This window comes from Micromonospora pisi (assembly GCF_003633685.1).
GTDB lineage: Bacteria > Actinomycetota > Actinomycetes > Mycobacteriales > Micromonosporaceae > Micromonospora_G > Micromonospora_G pisi.
Map to the genome: position 1 here is coordinate 4,536,768 of NZ_RBKT01000001.1, position 16,734 is coordinate 4,553,501.

The window sequence follows — 16,734 nt, forward strand, 5'->3', positions numbered from 1 at the left end:
GGAGGGTGCGGTAGCCGGACGACCGGCCGGCCGGCGGATTCGCCGACCGGTCGGTCGCCCACTGCCGGGTTCAGCCGCGGACGCGGTTGACCGCGCTGGTCACGGCCGTGATCGAGGCGGTGACGATGTTCGCGTCGAGGCCGACACCCCAAACCGTCTGACCGTCGACCTCGGCCTCGACGTACGCCGCCGCCTGGGCGTCACCGCCGGAGGAGAGGGCGTGCTCGTGGTAGTCCAGCACCCGGACCCGTACGCCGAGGGTTTCCAGCGCGTTGACGTACGCGTCGATCGGGCCGTTGCCGACCGAGGCGAGGGTGCGGATCTCGCCACCGAACCGGACGTCGGCTTCGATCTCGACCTTGCCGTCGACGGTTCCGGTGCGGTACGCGAGCAGTGACAGCACCGGCTGCGGCTGGTGGTCGGCCAGGTAGTGGCTGGCGAAGATCTCCCACATCCGGGTCGGCTCGACCTCGCCGCCGGCACCGTCGGTGACCTGCTGCACCACGCCGGAGAACTCGATCTGGAGCCGGCGCGGCAGGTCCAGGTTGTGCTCCGCCTTCATGATGTACGCGACGCCGCCCTTACCGGACTGCGAGTTGACCCGGATGACCGCCTCGTAGGTACGACCCACGTCCTTCGGGTCGATCGGGAGGTACGGCACCCCCCAGGTGTATTCGTCGATCGGCACCCCGGCGGCGCGGGCGTCCGCGTCGAGGGCGTCGAGGCCCTTCTTGATCGCGTCCTGGTGCGACCCGGAGAAGGCGGTGTAGACCAGGTCTCCCGCGTACGGGTGCCGCTCGTGTACGGGCAGCTGGTTGCAGTACTCGACGGCACGCTTGATCTCGTCGATCGAGGAGAAGTCGATCTCCGGGTCGATCCCCTGGGAGAAGAGGTTCAGGCCCAGCGTGACCAGGTCGACGTTGCCGGTACGTTCGCCGTTGCCGAACAGGCAGCCCTCGATCCGGTCGGCGCCGGCCAGCAGGCCCAGTTCGGCCGCGGCCACGCCGGTGCCCCGGTCGTTGTGCGGGTGCAGGGAGAGGATGACGCTGTCCCGCCGGGGCAGGTGGCGGTCCATCCACTCGATCGAGTCGGCGTAGACGTTCGGGGTCGCCATCTCGACCGTGGCCGGCAGGTTGATGATCAGTGGCCGGTCCGGCGTCGGGTCGATGACCTCGATCACCGCGGCGCAGACCTCCAGGGCGTAGTCGAGTTCGGTGCCGGTGTACGACTCCGGCGAGTACTCGTAGTAGATGTCGGTGTCCGGGGTGTGGATCTCGGCGTACTTCTGGCACAGCCGGGCGCCCTGGGTGGCGATGTCGGTGATCCCGGCCCGGTCCAGCCCGAACACGACCCGCCGTTGCAGGGTCGAGGTCGAGTTGTAGAAGTGCACGATCGCCCGCTTGGCCCCGCGCAGCGACTCGAAGGTCCGCTCGATCAGGTGCTCGCGGCACTGGGTCAGCACCTGGATGGTCACGTCGTCCGGGATCAGATCCTGCTCGATCAGTTGCCGGACGAAGTCGAAGTCGGTCTGGCTGGCCGACGGGAAGCCGACCTCGATCTCCTTGTAGCCCATCTGGACGAGCAGCTGGAACATCCGCCGTTTGCGCTCGGGCGACATCGGGTCGATCAGCGCCTGGTTGCCGTCGCGCAGGTCCACCGCACACCAGCGGGGCGCGGCCGTGACCTGGCGGGTCGGCCAGCGCCGGTCCGGCAGGTCGACGGAGAACTGCTGCTGGTACGTCTGGTAGCGCTGGTACGGCATCCGGCTGGGGCGCTGCCGGGCGATCGGATCAGTATCGGTGTCGGATGGGTTGGGCATGGTCGAAGACTCCCGTGGTCATGCGGCGTCAGCGCCGGGAAGAGCAAGGTGTCGGGCGGAAACCGGCAGGTCGACGATGGTCAACCGGCGGGGTCGGACGGCGCGCATCAACTCCGCGACGAGGTGCCGGCCAGATGGGCCTCGTCGCGGCAGCGAAGGAGAAGCGCCTGCCACATGACATCGGTCACCCTACGTGAGCATTGCTGGTTCGGGAAGTTCAGTCCGCAGTCTGGGATGCGGATCGCATTCGCCCAGGTGGTGCCCTGGGGGTCGACGGAGGAGCCGGCGCTGCCGTCCGGGGAGCCGGTGTCGCTCAGTTGAGCAGGAGGTCGGCCAGTGGGCGGCGTTGACGCAGGCCGGTCTCCCAGCGGCGCAGGTCGTCCGGGAGGGAGAGCGGGTCGCCGAGCCGGCCGATCGCCACCACCGCGTGTGGCCGTACGTCGACCGGCAGGTCCAGGTCGATCCGGAGCCCGGCCAGGTCGACGCCGGCGAGCTGGTGTGCGTGCAGGTGCAGGGCGGTGGCCTGGATGGTGATGTGTGCCACCGCCTGACCGAGGTCGTACGCCGCCTGCGACGGCGGGCAGCCGGTCGGCACGGTCGTGGTGTGCGCGGCGAGCAGCAGCAGCGACGCGTTCCCCGCCCAGCGCTGGTTCGCCGGGCCGACATTGGTGAGGATTCGCTTGTACGTCTCGTCGTCGCGCTGGCCCAGGATGAAGCGCCACGGCTGGCTGTTGCCGGCCGAGGGGGCCCAGCGGGCCGCCTCCAGCAGCGAGAGCACTTCGGCATCGGTCAATGTCGCTGACGAATCGAAGGCGTGCGGGCTCCACCTGGCCGCGAGCAGCGGGGATAGCTCCACCATGTGCCCGAGTGTGCCGTATCGGGCGATCTGTCGATTCGCCGGGGTCACCAGTTGTGAACGAATGCACCCGTACCGTGAAGAGAGATCAACTCGTTGGCGTGCTGGTCGGAGTGGCCGCGACGCTCGGCGTGGGGGGCGCGGCCGTACGCAGGGCGGCACCGGCCACCACCGGACCGGGCAGGGGCACCGTCCGTGGCGCGTCGGTCGGCTGGCCGTTGAGCAGGATCGTGCCGAACGCCACCCGGGCCGCGGTGAGCGTCCCGTCCGTGTCGAAGCAGTAGATGCCGATGTCCAGCGGGGCGCTGAGCGAGGCGGCGGTGGAGTCGACCGAGAAACAGGTGCCCCGCGAGTGCGGCAGCGCCCGGGTGGTCGAGACCGCCAGCGACGCCTGACGGTCGGTGAACACCTTCCGCCAGTCGGTGAAGACGTGCTGCACCCGGGGATCGACACTCGCGGGTAGCGGCTTGTCCGGGGCGGCGACCCGGACGCAGGTGGTCGGGTCCGGGCGGGTGGTCGAGGGCAACGCGCACTGGAAGATTCCGTCCCGGGTCGACACGATCGCGACGTCGGCGGTACCGCCGAGTGCGCCGCCGGGCACGTCGACCCGCCACGTGCCGTCGGGAGCGCTGGTCAGCGTGACCGTCCGGTCCGGCTGCCCAGAGCGGGACAGCGTGTAGAAGGCGCGCAGGTGTCGGTCCTCGGCCGCCGCCGCCAGCGCCGCGAGCTGCGTACGGGCGTCGGTGTCCCCGGTCACCGCGGCGGGCGTGCCGGTCGCGGTGACCGTGACGCCGGCCGGTGACGTCGCACCCGGATCGGCCGGGGGTACGTCACCGCCGCCGCAGGCGCCGAGCAGCATCAGGCCACCGATCATCGCGATGCCGGCAACCAGCCGTCCGCCCACGCCCGAGGGCCCGGCGGTCGGCACGTACGGGCGTACGGGCGGGTCGGCGGTGGGGGCGGTGGCGGGAGGGGCGGCTGCCGGGCGCATCGTGCCATTGTCGGGCCTGCACGCTCCTACTGATCAGTCAGTCGGGCGGGCGTCCTCCGGCGTGTCGCGAGCGCCACCTAAGCGGGGGCACGTCGAGCCGCCCGGCGGGCCGGATGGTGGGATCGTGGCTGCCCCCGGTCCCTGCCGGGCCGGTACCCTGAGGGTCGTTCATACGGCGCCGCCGGTTTGTGGCCGGCGGCGTCGGCACGCTCCGGGTTCAATGGAGCAGGCTGCCTAGAGCCGGCGGAAACGGGCCGGTCGGCAGCGTGGTGGCCGGCTGGGCGGGCGCCCGCCGGTGGAAGGAGTAGACCGTCGTGGCACTGGTGGTGCAGAAGTACGGCGGATCCTCCGTCGGCGACGCCGAACGGATCAAACGGGTGGCCGAGCGGATCGTCGCCGCTCGCAAGGCCGGCGACGACGTGGTGGTGGTGGTCTCCGCGATGGGGGACACCACGGACGAACTCCTCGACCTGGCCCACCAGGTCAGCCCGCTGCCACCCGGCCGCGAGCTGGACATGCTGCTCACCGCCGGGGAGCGGATCTCGATGGCGTTGCTCGCCATGGCGATCCACAACCTGGGCTACGAGGCCCGGTCGTACACCGGCTCGCAGGCGGGCGTACTGACCACCTCGGTGCACGGCAAGGCGCGGATCATCGACGTGACCCCGGGTCGGTTGCAGGGCGCGTTGAACGAGGGCGCGGTCGCGATCGTGGCCGGCTTCCAGGGCGTGTCGCAGGACACCAAGGACATCACCACGCTCGGCCGGGGCGGTTCGGACACCACCGCGGTCGCGCTCGCCGCGGCACTGAACGCCGACGTCTGCGAGATCTACACCGACGTCGACGGGATCTTCACCGCCGACCCCCGGATCGTGCCGAACGCACGTCACATCAAGCAGATCACGTACGAAGAGATGCTGGAGTTGGCCGCCTGCGGCGCGAAGGTGCTGCACTTGCGCAGCGTCGAGTACGCCCGCCGGGCGCAGCTGCCGATTCATGTCCGCTCGTCATATTCGCTCAACACCGGCACGATGGTCACCGGATCGATGGAGGAACCCGCCGTGGAGCAAGCACTGATCACCGGGGTCGCCCACGACCGCAGCGAGGCGAAGATCACCGTGGTTGGCGTACCGGACGAGCCCGGTGCGGCGGCCCGGATCTTCGAGACCGTGGCGAGTGCCGAGATCAACCTCGACATGATCGTGCAGAACGTCTCCACCGAGGGGACCGGTCGCACCGACATCTCGTTCACCCTGCCGAAGACCGACGGTCCGACGGCGATGGCCGCGCTCAGCAAGATCCAGGAACCGGTCAAGTTCAAGGGGCTGCTCTACGACGACCACGTCGGTAAGGTGTCGCTGATCGGTGCCGGCATGCGCTCCCACCCGGGCGTCGCGGCCAACTTTTTCGCGGCGCTCGGCGAGGCTGGGGTGAACATCGAGATGATTTCCACCTCGGAGATCCGGGTCTCCGTCGTGTGCCGGGACACCGACCTGGATGCCGCGGTCCGCGCAGTGCACGACGCGTTCGACCTCGGTGGCACAGAGGAAGCCGTCGTGTACGCCGGAACCGGGAGGTAACCCCTCATGGGCCAGCTGCCCACCCTTGCGATCGTCGGGGCGACCGGTGCCGTCGGCACCGTGATGTGTGACCTGCTCTCGTCGCGGAAGAACGTCTGGGGTGAGATCCGACTGATCGCCTCCGAGCGGTCGGTCGGGCAGCAGCGGCTCTGCCGGGGCGAGCAGTTGACCGTGCGGGCGTTGACCCCGGAGGTGTTCGACGGGGTCGACGTGGCCATGTTCGACGTCCCGGACGAGGTGTCGGCCGAGTGGGCGCCGATCGCCGTCTCCCGGGGCGCGGTCACCGTCGACAACTCCGGGGCCTTCCGGATGGACCGGGACGTGCCGCTGGTCGTCCCGGAGATCAACCCGGAGCAGGTACGCAACCGGCCCAAGGGCATCATCGCCAACGCGAACTGCACCACGCTCGGCATGATCGTCGCGGTGGCCCCACTGCACCGCGAGTACGGCCTGCGCGAGCTGGTGCTCGCGTCGTACCAGGCGGTCTCCGGGGCGGGTCAGCTCGGGGTCGACACCCTGCACGACCAGTTGACCAAGATCGCCGGTGACCGGGGGCTCGGCTCCCGGTCCGGCAACGTACGGCAGGCGGTCGGCGACGACCTGGGTCCGTTCCCGGCGCCGATGGCGCTGAACGTGGTCCCGTGGGCCGGGTCGCTCGCCGACGGCGGCTGGTCGTCCGAGGAACTGAAGATGCGCAACGAGTCGCGCAAGATCCTCGGCCTGCCCGATCTCAAGGTCTCCGCGACCTGCGTACGGGTCCCGGTGGTGACCGGGCACTCGGTTGCCGTACACGCGGTCTTCGGCGCCGAGGTGGACGCCGAGGGGGCCCGGGAGGCGTTGCGTAACGCCCCCGGGGTGATCCTGGTCGACGACCCGGAGCGGGGCGAGTTCCCGATGCCGATCGACGCGGTCGGCACCGACCCGTCCTGGGTCGGGCGGATCCGGCGATCGATGGACGACCCCAGGGCCCTGGACCTCTTCATCACCGGAGACAACCTGCGCAAGGGCGCCGCCCTCAACACCGCCCAGATCGCCGAGCTGCTCGCCGCCGAGTACGTCGCCGGTGCCGCCCGCTGAACCGTTCCATTCCGGGGCGGTTGGCAGGCACGCTCAGGTGGCGGGTCAGGCGGCGGCGAGACGTACGCCGTCCCTGCCGTCGCGTTTGACGTCGTAGAGCGCGGCGTCGGCGCGTCGCAGGGTACGTTCCGGTGACTCGGCGTCGTTCTGCACCGCCACACCGACACTGATCGTCCGGCCGACCCGCCGGGCCGCCGTGACCAGCCGTTCGGCGATTCCCGCCGCCTCCTCCGGCCGGCCGACCTCGATCACCGCGATGAACTCGTCGCCGCCGACCCGGTACAGCTCGTCGCCCTGGCGCAGCGCGGTCTCCAACGCCCGGGCCAGCTCCACCAGGACCTGGTCGCCGGCCTGGTGCCCGTACGTGTCATTGATGATTTTGAAATCGTCCACGTCGATGGCGAGCAGTGCGGTGCGCCCCGGAGTGGTGTCGGTGATCCGCTCGCCGAACGACCCGTAGTGGCGCAGCCCTGTCAACGGGTCCGAACCGGCTCGTTTCCGCAGGCCGGCCAGGCTCCGGAGCCGGTCGAGACAGATCCAGGCCTGGGCGGCGAGCAGCTCCAGCAGGTTGACCGTGGTCGGATCCGGTCGCCGCACCAGCTCGTCGGCGACCAGCAGCAGGCCGCCGGTCTCAGCCGGACCCAGCGGTACGGCGATCAGTGTGCCGACCCCGTCCGGCAGCGGGAGTTCCTGCTCGCCGAGTCCGACCGTCCCGTCCTCGGCGAGGGTGTACGCCGCGCCGCGCTCGTGCACCCAGGCCGTCAGCCGTTCCAGGGTCGGGTGGGACTGGTGCCGGGTCAGGCTCCTGCGGATCCGGCACTCAAGGTCGCCCGGGGCGTCGTGGGGATGCTCCGGTTCGACCAGTCGGAGCCCGGTGGGGCGGGCGAGCAGCAGGATCGCCGAGGTGAGCCCGGACACGTCCCGGGCGGCGTCGACGGCGGCGTCGACCAGGCCCGCTTCGTCGACGGCGGCGGTCAGGTTGGCGGCATGCCGCAGCAACTTCTCGTCGCGGCTCTCCTTCGGCGGGCCGCCGAGTTGGGCGATCCGCGCACCCAGCCGCGCCCCGACCTGCTCGGCGGTGGCCTGCCAGGCCGGCAGGGCCACCGGCTCGGTCCAGTCCAGTGTCAGTACGCCTACCACCGTGCCGGTCGGGGCGAGCAGCGGTACGCAGGTCTGGGCGCAGACGTCCGGTGGGAGCGTCGGCTCGTCGGATGTCGGGCGGACTGTCTCGGCCCGGCCGGAGACGAAGACCCGCCCGGCCAGCCCGGTGTGCAGGGGAAGGGTGGCGAAGATCTGCCAGGAGCCGGTCGCCGCGACCCGCCGGAGCCGGTCGTGCAGCGGCAGGAGTACGGAGACGTGTGCCGGCGCGTACCGCCCGAGGGCGGTGACGGTGAGCTGGCAGGCCTCCGGGGCGGTCGCCGCCAGGGGGAGGCGGGCCGTCACTGCGGAGATGACTCGTTCGTGTTCCGGGGGCACCTTTTGTCGTTCCAGGAGGGGCTGAGGGGGGTGGTCGACCGGTGGCAGGCCGGGCGGCGCGACCCCAAGATTACCCACGGGTCCTGAACAGTTCCTTTGAGTGGATCACCGTGGGTGGCGGCGCCCGTCTCCGCGAGCAGGGATGATCACTCTCGGCACTCGCGTACGCCACCAAGCGTGTGGCTACTGTCACAGCGCCGACCTCTTCGTCCGGAGGGGACGATCATGAGGTGTCACCGAATTCGGAGGCACGGTGGGCTGGTCGGCACCGTACGACAGGGCACTCCCGTCGTCGCCGAGGCGCTGCTCCTCAGACAGCAGAAGGGGCCACTCCCATCGATGGGAAGTGGCCCCTCAACTCGTCGGGGTGGCCGGATTCGAACCGACGACCTCTTCGTCCCGAATTAGGTGCGGACGCGTCACTGACCACGGCCCATTGTCAATTGGGCAGGTCATGAGGTCGGTAGACGTTGGTTCGTAGAGGCGAGCCAGGGTGGTTTTTTCAAGATCGTCTCCCCGTGTTCTCCCCGATGGTTCCTTCCCGATCACCGTTGGCGCGATTCAAGGTGGCAGACCCGCTACCTCAGTGCTCGCGTACGTTCGCCGGCATCCGGGCCGATCGGGGCGCGTCTGGCGTAGACAGGATGCATCACACTGTGTGGCGTGCGCGCTACGTGGAATCGGTGGGTCATGCGTCGGCGGGCGCGTGTCGGTCAGTGGGGGGATCAGCCGTTACGGGCGATGCGCTGGTGGCCGGTGACCCTGTTGGCCGTGGTGGTGGTGCTCTGTGGCGGAGCGGCGGCAATGTGGCTGCTGGGGGTGTGGTCACCAATTCCGGCTGCCGTACCTGATCCGCAGCGGCTGCGGCTGGATCGGATCAAGACGGGGCTGACGGTGACGGCGGGCTTGGCGGCTGCGCTGACGTTGTTGATGACGCTTCGGCGGCAGGCATGGAGCGAGCACGCACAGCAGTTCACGCAGGCGGACGCGATCGAGCAGCGAATCACGGCGTTGTATGTAGCGGCGGCCGAGCAATTGGGCAGCAGTAAGGCTGCGGTACGGCTGGCGGGGTTGTACGCCCTGGAGCGGCTGGGGCAGGACAACCCAAAGCTGCGTCGAACGGTAATGGAGGTATTCTGCGCATACCTACGAATGCCGTTCGTGCCTCCGGTGGAGGTGCTACTCGAAAACACAGAGGGTTCGCCGCAGCATGTGGTGCCGGATGCGGACATGCCAGAGCCGGAGGAACAGCAGCAGCAGCGGCGCGAGGAGCTCCAGGTGCGGTTGACAGCGCAGCGGCTAATCGCCCACCACCTGCATATACCTGACAAGCCGGGCGATCCGGAGCCAGCCACATACTGGCGGGGTGCTGCGGGCGAGCAGATGAGTCTCGACCTGACAGGCGCCACTCTCGTCAGCTTCAACCTTTCGTCCTGTCACGCGGCTCAATTCCACGCAGGTAGTGCGCAGTTCCACGGAAACGCGGAACTGATCGGGGCTCATTTCCATGGAGGCGTGCGCCTGCGCAGGGCGCAGTTCCACCACAACGCGGACCTGAGCAGCGCGCAGTTCCATGGGCACACGGACCTGAGCGCAGCGCAATTCTACAGGCACGCGATCCTGCGCGAGACACAGTTTCACGGGGAAGCTAATCTGCGCGCAGCAGAGTTCCACGGGGACGCACAGCTGGGAGGGGTACAGTTCCACGGATACGCGTACCTGTTCGCGGCGCAGTTTCACAGCGCCGACCTAATCAAAGCGCAGTTCCACGGTGACGCGAACCTGGGTGGGTCGCAGTTTCATGGGCGCGCGGACCTGAGCGGGGCGCAATTCCACGGGAGTACCGAACTAAGCGTGGCGCAGTTCCACCGGCACGCGCGCCTGAGTAGCGTTCAGTTTCACGGGCACGTCAGGCTGAGTCACGCGGAATTCCACGGCGACGCGGACCTGCGCGCGAAATTTGCCGGGCGCGTCGAAATTGCGGCCCTATGGGTTACGCCTACCGCTCTTCTGCCGCCTGGGTGGGCGCTAGCCGGCGACGCCGACTACGCCAACGTGAAGGACGAGTTGCGTCGAGTGGTCCGCTCCGGCGGCGAAGCGAGTGGTGAATCCGTCGGTCGGGATGAGGCCGCCGCAGACGTCTATAGTTCCGGAGAAGACGCTACCTGACCAAGCATCGTAGGAAGCCCACGCCGAACTTATCGCGGAGCGCGGGGCTACGCCGTGCCTGGACGACGTAGCGCACCGCCGGGAGCGGCGTAGTACGGCGCCGCGTGCCTGCGCGGCGCGCAGCCGCCCGAAAAGCCGCCTTGATCGCTCGCGGCGACGCTTTCGTCAGCGCACGACCTGGCGAGCTGCCGTGCCCTGACGGCTGCAACCCATGTCGCTGCTGTGTCAACGACCTCTTCGTCCCGAATTAGTCCAGGCTGGTTGTCGACCTGGGGGCCAACTCGTGCAGGTCATAGCGTTGGGTTGGGGTCGGTCTGGTAAAGAGCGAGGCCGTGCTTTGTTCAAGATTGTCTCCCCGCTCTCTCTGAGATCAGGATCGCTGTCGTCCAGCTGGCTGCGGACTACCAGGATGCTTGCTCCAGCCTGGGCACCGTCGGGCGTAGCGCCGCGCCCACCCGGTAGCGGGGATCGGTGCACGGTCCGGCCAGTTGCGCCCCTCGCGCCTCAAACCAGAAAGGTCGGCCGCTGTACATCCTGCTGAACTGCCGTGTCGGGTATGCGCCGCCCTCACGATGCCACGTCCGTCCCTGCGGAACCCTGCCATCACCCGACCCATCCCGGCTGCTGACGGACCCTACCGGCAGTGCGAGCGGCTGCACCTCGGTTGCCAGTGAGGACCAACCGATGTAGACGTTCATGCAGTTGACGGTTGGACCGGCGGCCAGAAAAGATGGCAGGACGCCATACGCCCGACACGCAGAGTGCTGTTCAGCTTGCGGGTGCGAGCGCGTCGGGCAGAACTTAAGGACGCTTGGTGAAGGGGGCCGCGTTGGTGGATGCGACACCTCCCACGAGAAGGCCCGGACCGACGGCTGGCCATCTTCGTAGCAATCCAGGGGCTGGCATATGACATCGACGATGTCTGGCTTTGAGCACCTTAGTGGAAGCGAGTGGCAGAACCTGTGTGTGCGGGTTCTGCACGTGCATCATGGCGGAGGGCAGTTCAGTGAGGTTCCCGACCAAGAGGGAGGGGACGCTGGGTTAGAAGGTTACTCCCTCGATGGATGTGTGTATCAGTGCTACGCGCCTGAGAATGAACCACTCGATCCAGGCGTGCGGTACGAGAAGCAACGTCGGAAGATGACGACCGACGTTGGTAAGTTTATCGATAACAGGGAGAAAATCCGGAAGGTGGTACCTCCGGACTATCGCGCAAAGATGTGGATCCTGCTGGTGCCAGTCATCACGACCAAGCGCCTTCTAGAGCACGCCCATACGCAGACGCTTCGCTTGCGCGCTGAAGCGCTTCCTTATGCCGACCCGGACATTGTGGTTATGCCGCATACGCTTCGCTCGTACGAGGAGGCGAAAAATCGGGTTATTGCGCGACAGATAGACCGACTGCATCTGCCAAAAGTGGACCATGCCGATTATGGAAGTATTGAAGATCCGCTAATTCAGACAATGTACGGCAAGCTTTCGCGGACAACAGGCTTTAACAACTCCGATAAGAGGAGCCGTTTCATCGATCGACTCTTGGTTAACTCTGTCGTGGGCCGCGAGCAGCGGGACTGGATCCGTGACCACTACTCTGAGCTGGGTGTTGAGCTTGAAGACCAGCTCTCCGACCTCGAGGCGCGACTCGAGGCTCAGTATCCGCTAGACCAAGCTAATCCGGACCACCTTCTGGCGGCAATTCTAAGGGATACGGAGCAGGTGATAACCGACATTCTCAATGTCCGGAAGTCTCAGGCTCGTGTCATGGCGGAGGGTCAAGTCGCCCAATGGCTTATGCATTGCCCCTTGGACTTCCCGTGAGCGACGAACCGCGGAATGTCGACCACCAGGACGAGAACCAAGCCGTCTTGTGGGCTCTAGCGGCTGCCGCGTCGATAACCGAAGCGGATGGTTTGCAGATCCCTGCGGGCTTTCATAAACGGCCTCATGCGATGGATGCTCGAAGAAGGATCGCATACAGGACCTCATTGCTAGTCCTGATACTTTCCCGCTTCAATGGCAAGGCGGCGAAGCTTGAAAATGTGCACCTTTTCATGTGGGCAACGCGAACCAAAAGAACTCGAAGGATGCTATCGGCGTGGTGGGCTGGACGCAGGTTCGCCACTGCGCAGCTGCACAGAATCGATCCTGACTTGCTGGTCACGGTCCGTCTTGCCATCGCTGATGGCCTGGTCGGCGTGAAGGGACAAGGCCGGCAACGCGTCTACCTCAGCGAAAAAGGCGTAGATCTCGCGTCCGCGATTGATCAAGAAGAGGAGCTTCTTGCGACTGAGAAGAGCTTCCTCGCATCGTTTCCTCGACTCAGCGACGCTGCCGTCGCGCGCCTTCTTGGAGTGGGTGCCGAATGAGGCTGATAGTCCGTGCGGTGCGGTTGCGCATTAACACCGACGATGGCGCTTTGGGGCGGACTATCGAGCTCAGCTCGGGGTTGAATGTTATTCAAGCTGGAAACAATCGCGGAAAGACCCAAATCGTACAAGGCATAATTTACGCGCTTGGCATGGAGAGAATGCTTAGCGCCCGTGCTCACGCACCCCTTGGGAGCGCCTTAACGAGCGAGATCATAGCTGAGCGAGATGGTCAGGAAGTCACAATGCCTGTCGCATCAAGCTGGGTGGCAGTAGAATTAGACAATGGCATGGGTGAAATACTTACGGCGCAAAGGTATATCAAGCACCCGACTTTTCGCCCCGACCTCGTCAGGGTTTGGAGCGAGCCTGCGGTTACACGACAGACACCCGAGTCCCGCCCAACAGACTACTTCCTACATTCGGCCGGGAGTGTTCAGGGTGAACGCGGTTTTCACGCCCTCCTGATGAGATTCCTTGGGTGGGAGTTGCCGGGCGTGGTGGACTATGCGGGCAAGCCCGTACTGCTGTACCCGGATGTGATATTTCCGTTCCTTATTGTGGATCAGCAGGCATGGGTATCATCTGGTCCGCGCAAGGTTGAGCGTTATCAGATACGAGAACCCGTCAGACGCGCCGCCGAATTCTTGCTGAGACTAGAGGGTCCGTTGGCTCGACGGCGGCGCGAGGAGTTAGACCGCAGCATTAACGACCTGCAGATCGAGTGGACGTCAACGCTTTCCGCGCTTAAAGGGCAGGCAAGCGCGATTGGTGGCCGTATCGTCGGCGTGCCAGAGCGCCCAGCGGGCTCGGTCGCTCGTACAACTTTCGCCCAGCCAACCGACCTTGGCGGAGCGATGCTTCAGATCGTTCGGGAAGGGGAGTGGCTGCCGGCCGAAGACTTGCTTCGTAACCTACACGCTGAGTTGAACGCCGCAGTCGCAGCCATTGATGCAGCCTCGCAAAATGGTCCGACTGATACAGAGCTCCGACGCCAAATTGACGACGTCAGAGAGGAACTCAATGACGTCTTGGCTGCGGCGCGGTTGCTTGAGCAGGATTTGACCATGGCGGAGGCGCAGTTGGCGGCGCTGGACCGGCGCATTGACGGACTGCAGGAAGAACGAGATCGGAATAGAGATATTGCGACGCTGATACGGCTCGGTAGCGAGACTTCTGCGCAACATATTGCGGACCATAACTGCCCAACGTGCAAGCAGTCGCTTGATTCCGTCGAGTCGGCCGAACTTGGTCCGACGCTCGACGTCGGCGAGACCATCGGCCTGCTAAATGCTCAGCTTTCCACCGCTAGTGCGATGAGGGAACGTTCGCGGATTGTAGCGGAGCAGTCGGCGAATGTGTATTCTGCAATGCAGCGAGAAATTGATCACTTGCGCGTGCAACTCCGCTCCCTCGAAGGCGATGCAGTAACACCGAACCAGATCCCGAAGAGCGGGGATATCGCCAGGAGAATCTCTGCAGAGATCCGACGCGACGAGATCCAAAGAGCGATGGACTCCTTTGATATCAAACAGCGTTCGCTCATTGAAACCGCAGCGGCGATCGCTGCAGCTCGCAACGAGCTAAATGCCCTTCCGGCGGGCCTCTCTGAGTCCGACCTGGAAGTCTTGCGCTCAGTAGGTTCACTTATGAGGCAACGCCTTCAAGCATCGGGTTTCGGCAGCTATGCCCCCAGCTTGGTCCAGATTGACGTGGACTCCCTGCAACCGGTGCGACAAGGTTTCGATGTTGATACCGACGCCAGCGCAAGTGATGTCGTGCGAATCAAGCTCGCTTATCTCGACTCGATTCGTCAAATTGGACGGGAACGAGGTACTCATCCTGGGCTATTAGTGCTGGATGAGCCAAGGCAGCAGGATATGGAGCTTGACGATTACGAGGCAGTCCTGCGTTACCTGTCTGAAGGGCACGATGGGTTAAGTCAGGTTATTGTTACCAGTACAACGGCGATGACGCACCTTAGGGCGTCTCTTGAAGGAGCGGGTGTGTTGTTTGTCGAACTGGGATCGGAAAGGCTGCTCGACTGGGACGCGAGAAACGACCACCTAGATCGGTGACTTGCGGCTGGCGAACTGTCTTTAGATGTTCTGTGGAGGTGAGCCTTCGGTGGCAGTCGACGGATGGGCGTAGACTGGGGCTGGAAATCTGTATACGGCACGATCTCCAGACTGATTTCCAAAGTCAACTCCTTGGCTTCTGGTTCCGAGCAAACTCCCGCACACCTCTTGTCCTGGCTGCAACACAGGTCCACACTGAGGCATAGCGGCCAGTCGTTTGCTTACCATAACTAGGAGCCGAGAATGCTGCGATTCCTTGGCAAGGACCCACAAAGCCCTAACGGTGATTCCCCGACGCTATATTACGACGAGGAGCGGGATACGTACGTCTTCCAGGGGTGGAAGGTCACGGACCCTAAGCGGTTGGCTCAGATGAGTATCCCGGAGCACGAGACGGTGATTGAGTTCCCGCGACGGATGATGCAGTTCTTTCCGGAGGTGCAGAGTGGCGGCGGAGCGTCGGCTTGACGAGTTGATGCGTTCGTGTGAGCGGTCGGCCGTACATTTGGAGTTGCGGGATGGGTACATGCGGGATGATCCGATGTATCTGGCCTGGCGAAAGGGGTCCCAGTACGATCAGGCTGATCGTGCGTCGTGGTGGCATCCGTGGTTGGAGTTGGTGGCGGAGACTACCGGTCGGGGTGTGCTGGTACGCCGGGCGCGGGTGGTGTCGGAGCCGGTAAGCGAGTACATCCGGTTCGAGTACGACGTGACCTTCCGAAACGTGGCTGTTGGTGAGCAGGTGCGGTGGCTTTCTCGGCGGCGTACTACTGATTTGGCGCTGCCAGGCAACGATTTCTGGCTGTTCGATGACACTCTGGTCCTGGTCCACCATTTCAGTGGTGAGGGGGACAAGGTTGGCGCCGAGGTGACCCAGGAGCCGGCCGTGGTGAAGCTCTGCGCCTCGGCATTCGCCGCCGTGTGGGAGCGGGCCACCCCGCACGACGAGTACCAACCGGTCTGATCATCCTTACCGTCGCAGACTTGTCCTGTGCCGTCACCCTCGTCTAGTGCTCAGCAGGCGCTCGAAGCGCTCGGTGTGCGCCTGCGTGAGATCCGTATTGATGCCGGCCTGACCGGGCGTGACCTGGGCCGGCTGACTGGTTGGCATTCGTCCAAGGTCAGCAAGATCGAGTACGCCAAGCAGACTCCCACCCCGGACGACATCCGGGCGTGGTGCCGGCACTGCGGGATGCCGGACCAGGCTGCCGACCTCATCGCCTCGCTCAGAGCGGCTGAGGGCATGTTCGTGGAGTGGCGCCGGCTGGAGAGCACTGGACTGCGGCTTGCACAGGAAGCCGTAGTGCCGCTCTGGGAGCGAACCAAGCGCTTCCGCATCTACAACCCTCGGCTGATCCCTGGACCCGTGCAGACCCGTGAGTACATCCGGGCTCTCATGCTGGGACTGATGGACCGGCGCGGCATCCCGGACGACCTGGACGCCGCCGTGCAGGTACGGATGGACAAGCAACGAGTGGTACGCGAGGGAGACCACCGGTTCGCCATCGTCCTGGAGGAAGCCGTGCTCCGGTTCCCCATCGGAGGACAGGCAACCATGGTCGGGCAGCTCGGGCACCTGCTCGCCTGCACCGCGCTGCCCTCGGTGTCGCTCGGCATCATCCCGCTCGGCGTCGACAGGTCGACCATGTGGCCGGTAGAGGGCTTCTGGATGTTCGATGAGGAACAGGTGTCGGCCGAGCTGACTTCCGGTCACCTCACCGTGACCCAGCCATGCGAGATTGCGGTATACGGCGATGCCTTCGTAAGACTCGCCAAGCTTGCGGTCTACGGCTCGGCAGCACGGACCCTGATTACCTCAGCGGTCAACGCGCTCGATGAGTGAGCGTCGCAAACCCAAGCACACGTGTTGAAGGCCAGCCGCCGCCGAATTTAGCGTCTATGTACGGCGCGACGGTTGCCGCTCCATACCCCACTCTGAACCGTCGCCCCTTTGGCGGCTGAACGCGCATTCCGGCCGCCGACTGCCTGTCCGGTCTACGACGGCGAGGGTGTGATGGTGAACTGGGTTCTAGAGGCTGACCCCGGCCCGCTTCGAGACAAGCGAGCCCACGAGGCAATGCAGCAACACCTTCCACATGACTTTTATCCGTACCGCTGTCGATGTGGCGACCCGTACCCCTGTCTGACCCGTTTCTACGCGAAGTACCACCTAGTCCTTGGTGGCCGCCTCGTCCTGGACCGCCGGCCGCCAAGGGGTAACAGGTGAGACTGTGGAAGCGAGGCCGCGCGTGGTGGTCGCACTGGCGCGACGTGCCCTCACCTGCGCTGGACTGCACTGGTCCGGCCACCCTGTACCTGGGG

Annotated in this window: 12 protein-coding genes; 8 read left to right on the forward strand and 4 right to left on the reverse strand. The window is 65.6% G+C overall.

The window, feature by feature from the left end:
* Positions 1 to 70: 70 nt before the first annotated feature.
* From leuA to BDK92_RS19225, 3 genes are all read right to left on the reverse strand, one after another.
* Positions 71 to 1,819, reverse strand: coding sequence for a 2-isopropylmalate synthase (gene leuA, locus BDK92_RS19215; protein ID WP_121157945.1), 1,749 nt, complete (start codon positions 1,817 to 1,819; stop codon positions 71 to 73).
* Between the two features lie 313 nt (positions 1,820 to 2,132).
* Positions 2,133 to 2,678: a nitroreductase family protein gene (locus BDK92_RS19220; RefSeq protein ID WP_121162387.1), complete on the reverse strand. Its 546-nt coding sequence runs from the start codon at positions 2,676 to 2,678 to the stop codon at positions 2,133 to 2,135.
* Positions 2,679 to 2,763: 85 nt separating this feature from the next.
* Positions 2,764 to 3,666, reverse strand: coding sequence for a hypothetical protein (locus BDK92_RS19225; RefSeq protein ID WP_121157946.1), 903 nt, complete (start codon positions 3,664 to 3,666; stop codon positions 2,764 to 2,766).
* 314 nt (positions 3,667 to 3,980) lie between these two features.
* Between BDK92_RS19225 and BDK92_RS19230 the strand changes: the two genes are divergently transcribed.
* The gene (locus BDK92_RS19230; protein WP_121157947.1) at positions 3,981 to 5,246 is read left to right on the forward strand and encodes an aspartate kinase; all 1,266 of its coding nucleotides are present in this window, start codon (positions 3,981 to 3,983) and stop codon (positions 5,244 to 5,246) included.
* 6 nt (positions 5,247 to 5,252) lie between these two features.
* Positions 5,253 to 6,323: an aspartate-semialdehyde dehydrogenase gene (locus tag BDK92_RS19235; RefSeq protein WP_121157948.1), complete on the forward strand. Its 1,071-nt coding sequence runs from the start codon at positions 5,253 to 5,255 to the stop codon at positions 6,321 to 6,323.
* Between the two features lie 45 nt (positions 6,324 to 6,368).
* Here the strand turns inward: BDK92_RS19235 and BDK92_RS19240 are convergent, their stop codons facing one another.
* Complete coding sequence (locus BDK92_RS19240) at positions 6,369 to 7,799, reverse strand: sensor domain-containing diguanylate cyclase (protein WP_121157949.1); 1,431 nt, start codon at positions 7,797 to 7,799, stop codon at positions 6,369 to 6,371.
* A gap of 756 nt (positions 7,800 to 8,555) precedes the next feature.
* On the opposite strand from BDK92_RS19240, the gene BDK92_RS19245 reads away from it, so the two are divergent.
* The 6 genes from BDK92_RS19245 (at position 8,556) to BDK92_RS19270 (ending at position 16,255) form a co-directional block, all read left to right on the forward strand.
* Positions 8,556 to 9,968 carry a pentapeptide repeat-containing protein gene (locus BDK92_RS19245; protein ID WP_170208618.1) on the forward strand — a complete coding sequence of 471 codons (1,413 nt, stop codon included), beginning with the start codon at positions 8,556 to 8,558 and terminating at the stop codon, positions 9,966 to 9,968.
* A 1,140-nt stretch (positions 9,969 to 11,108) separates the two neighbouring features.
* Entirely contained in the window at positions 11,109 to 11,786 is a 678-nt protein-coding gene (locus tag BDK92_RS38460) for a hypothetical protein (RefSeq protein WP_147457049.1), read from the forward strand.
* Positions 11,783 to 12,334, forward strand: coding sequence for a hypothetical protein (locus tag BDK92_RS38465; RefSeq protein ID WP_147457050.1), 552 nt, complete (start codon positions 11,783 to 11,785; stop codon positions 12,332 to 12,334). Before BDK92_RS38460 ends, BDK92_RS38465 begins: the two co-directional genes overlap by 4 nt.
* A 497-nt stretch (positions 12,335 to 12,831) precedes the next feature.
* On the forward strand, positions 12,832 to 14,412 hold the full coding sequence (locus BDK92_RS38470; RefSeq protein WP_147457051.1) for a hypothetical protein: 1,581 nt from the start codon (positions 12,832 to 12,834) through the stop codon (positions 14,410 to 14,412).
* Between the two features lie 445 nt (positions 14,413 to 14,857).
* Positions 14,858 to 15,376 (forward strand): DUF6879 family protein, encoded by a 519-nt coding sequence (locus BDK92_RS19265; RefSeq protein ID WP_342775829.1) that lies wholly within the window; start codon positions 14,858 to 14,860, stop codon positions 15,374 to 15,376.
* Between the two features lie 27 nt (positions 15,377 to 15,403).
* Positions 15,404 to 16,255 (forward strand): helix-turn-helix domain-containing protein, encoded by an 852-nt coding sequence (locus BDK92_RS19270; RefSeq protein WP_121157954.1) that lies wholly within the window; start codon positions 15,404 to 15,406, stop codon positions 16,253 to 16,255.
* Positions 16,256 to 16,734: the final 479 nt, after the last annotated feature.

Coding starts and splice junctions, on each gene's coding strand:
- BDK92_RS38460 (WP_147457049.1), top strand. CDS start 11,109: ATGACGACCGACGTTGGTAAGTTTATCGATAACAGGGAGAAAATCCGG.
- BDK92_RS19225 (WP_121157946.1), bottom strand. CDS start 3,666: ATGCGCCCGGCAGCCGCCCCTCCCGCCACCGCCCCCACCGCCGACCCG.
- leuA (WP_121157945.1), bottom strand. CDS start 1,819: ATGCCCAACCCATCCGACACCGATACTGATCCGATCGCCCGGCAGCGC.
- BDK92_RS19235 (WP_121157948.1), top strand. CDS start 5,253: ATGGGCCAGCTGCCCACCCTTGCGATCGTCGGGGCGACCGGTGCCGTC.
- BDK92_RS19220 (WP_121162387.1), bottom strand. CDS start 2,678: ATGGTGGAGCTATCCCCGCTGCTCGCGGCCAGGTGGAGCCCGCACGCC.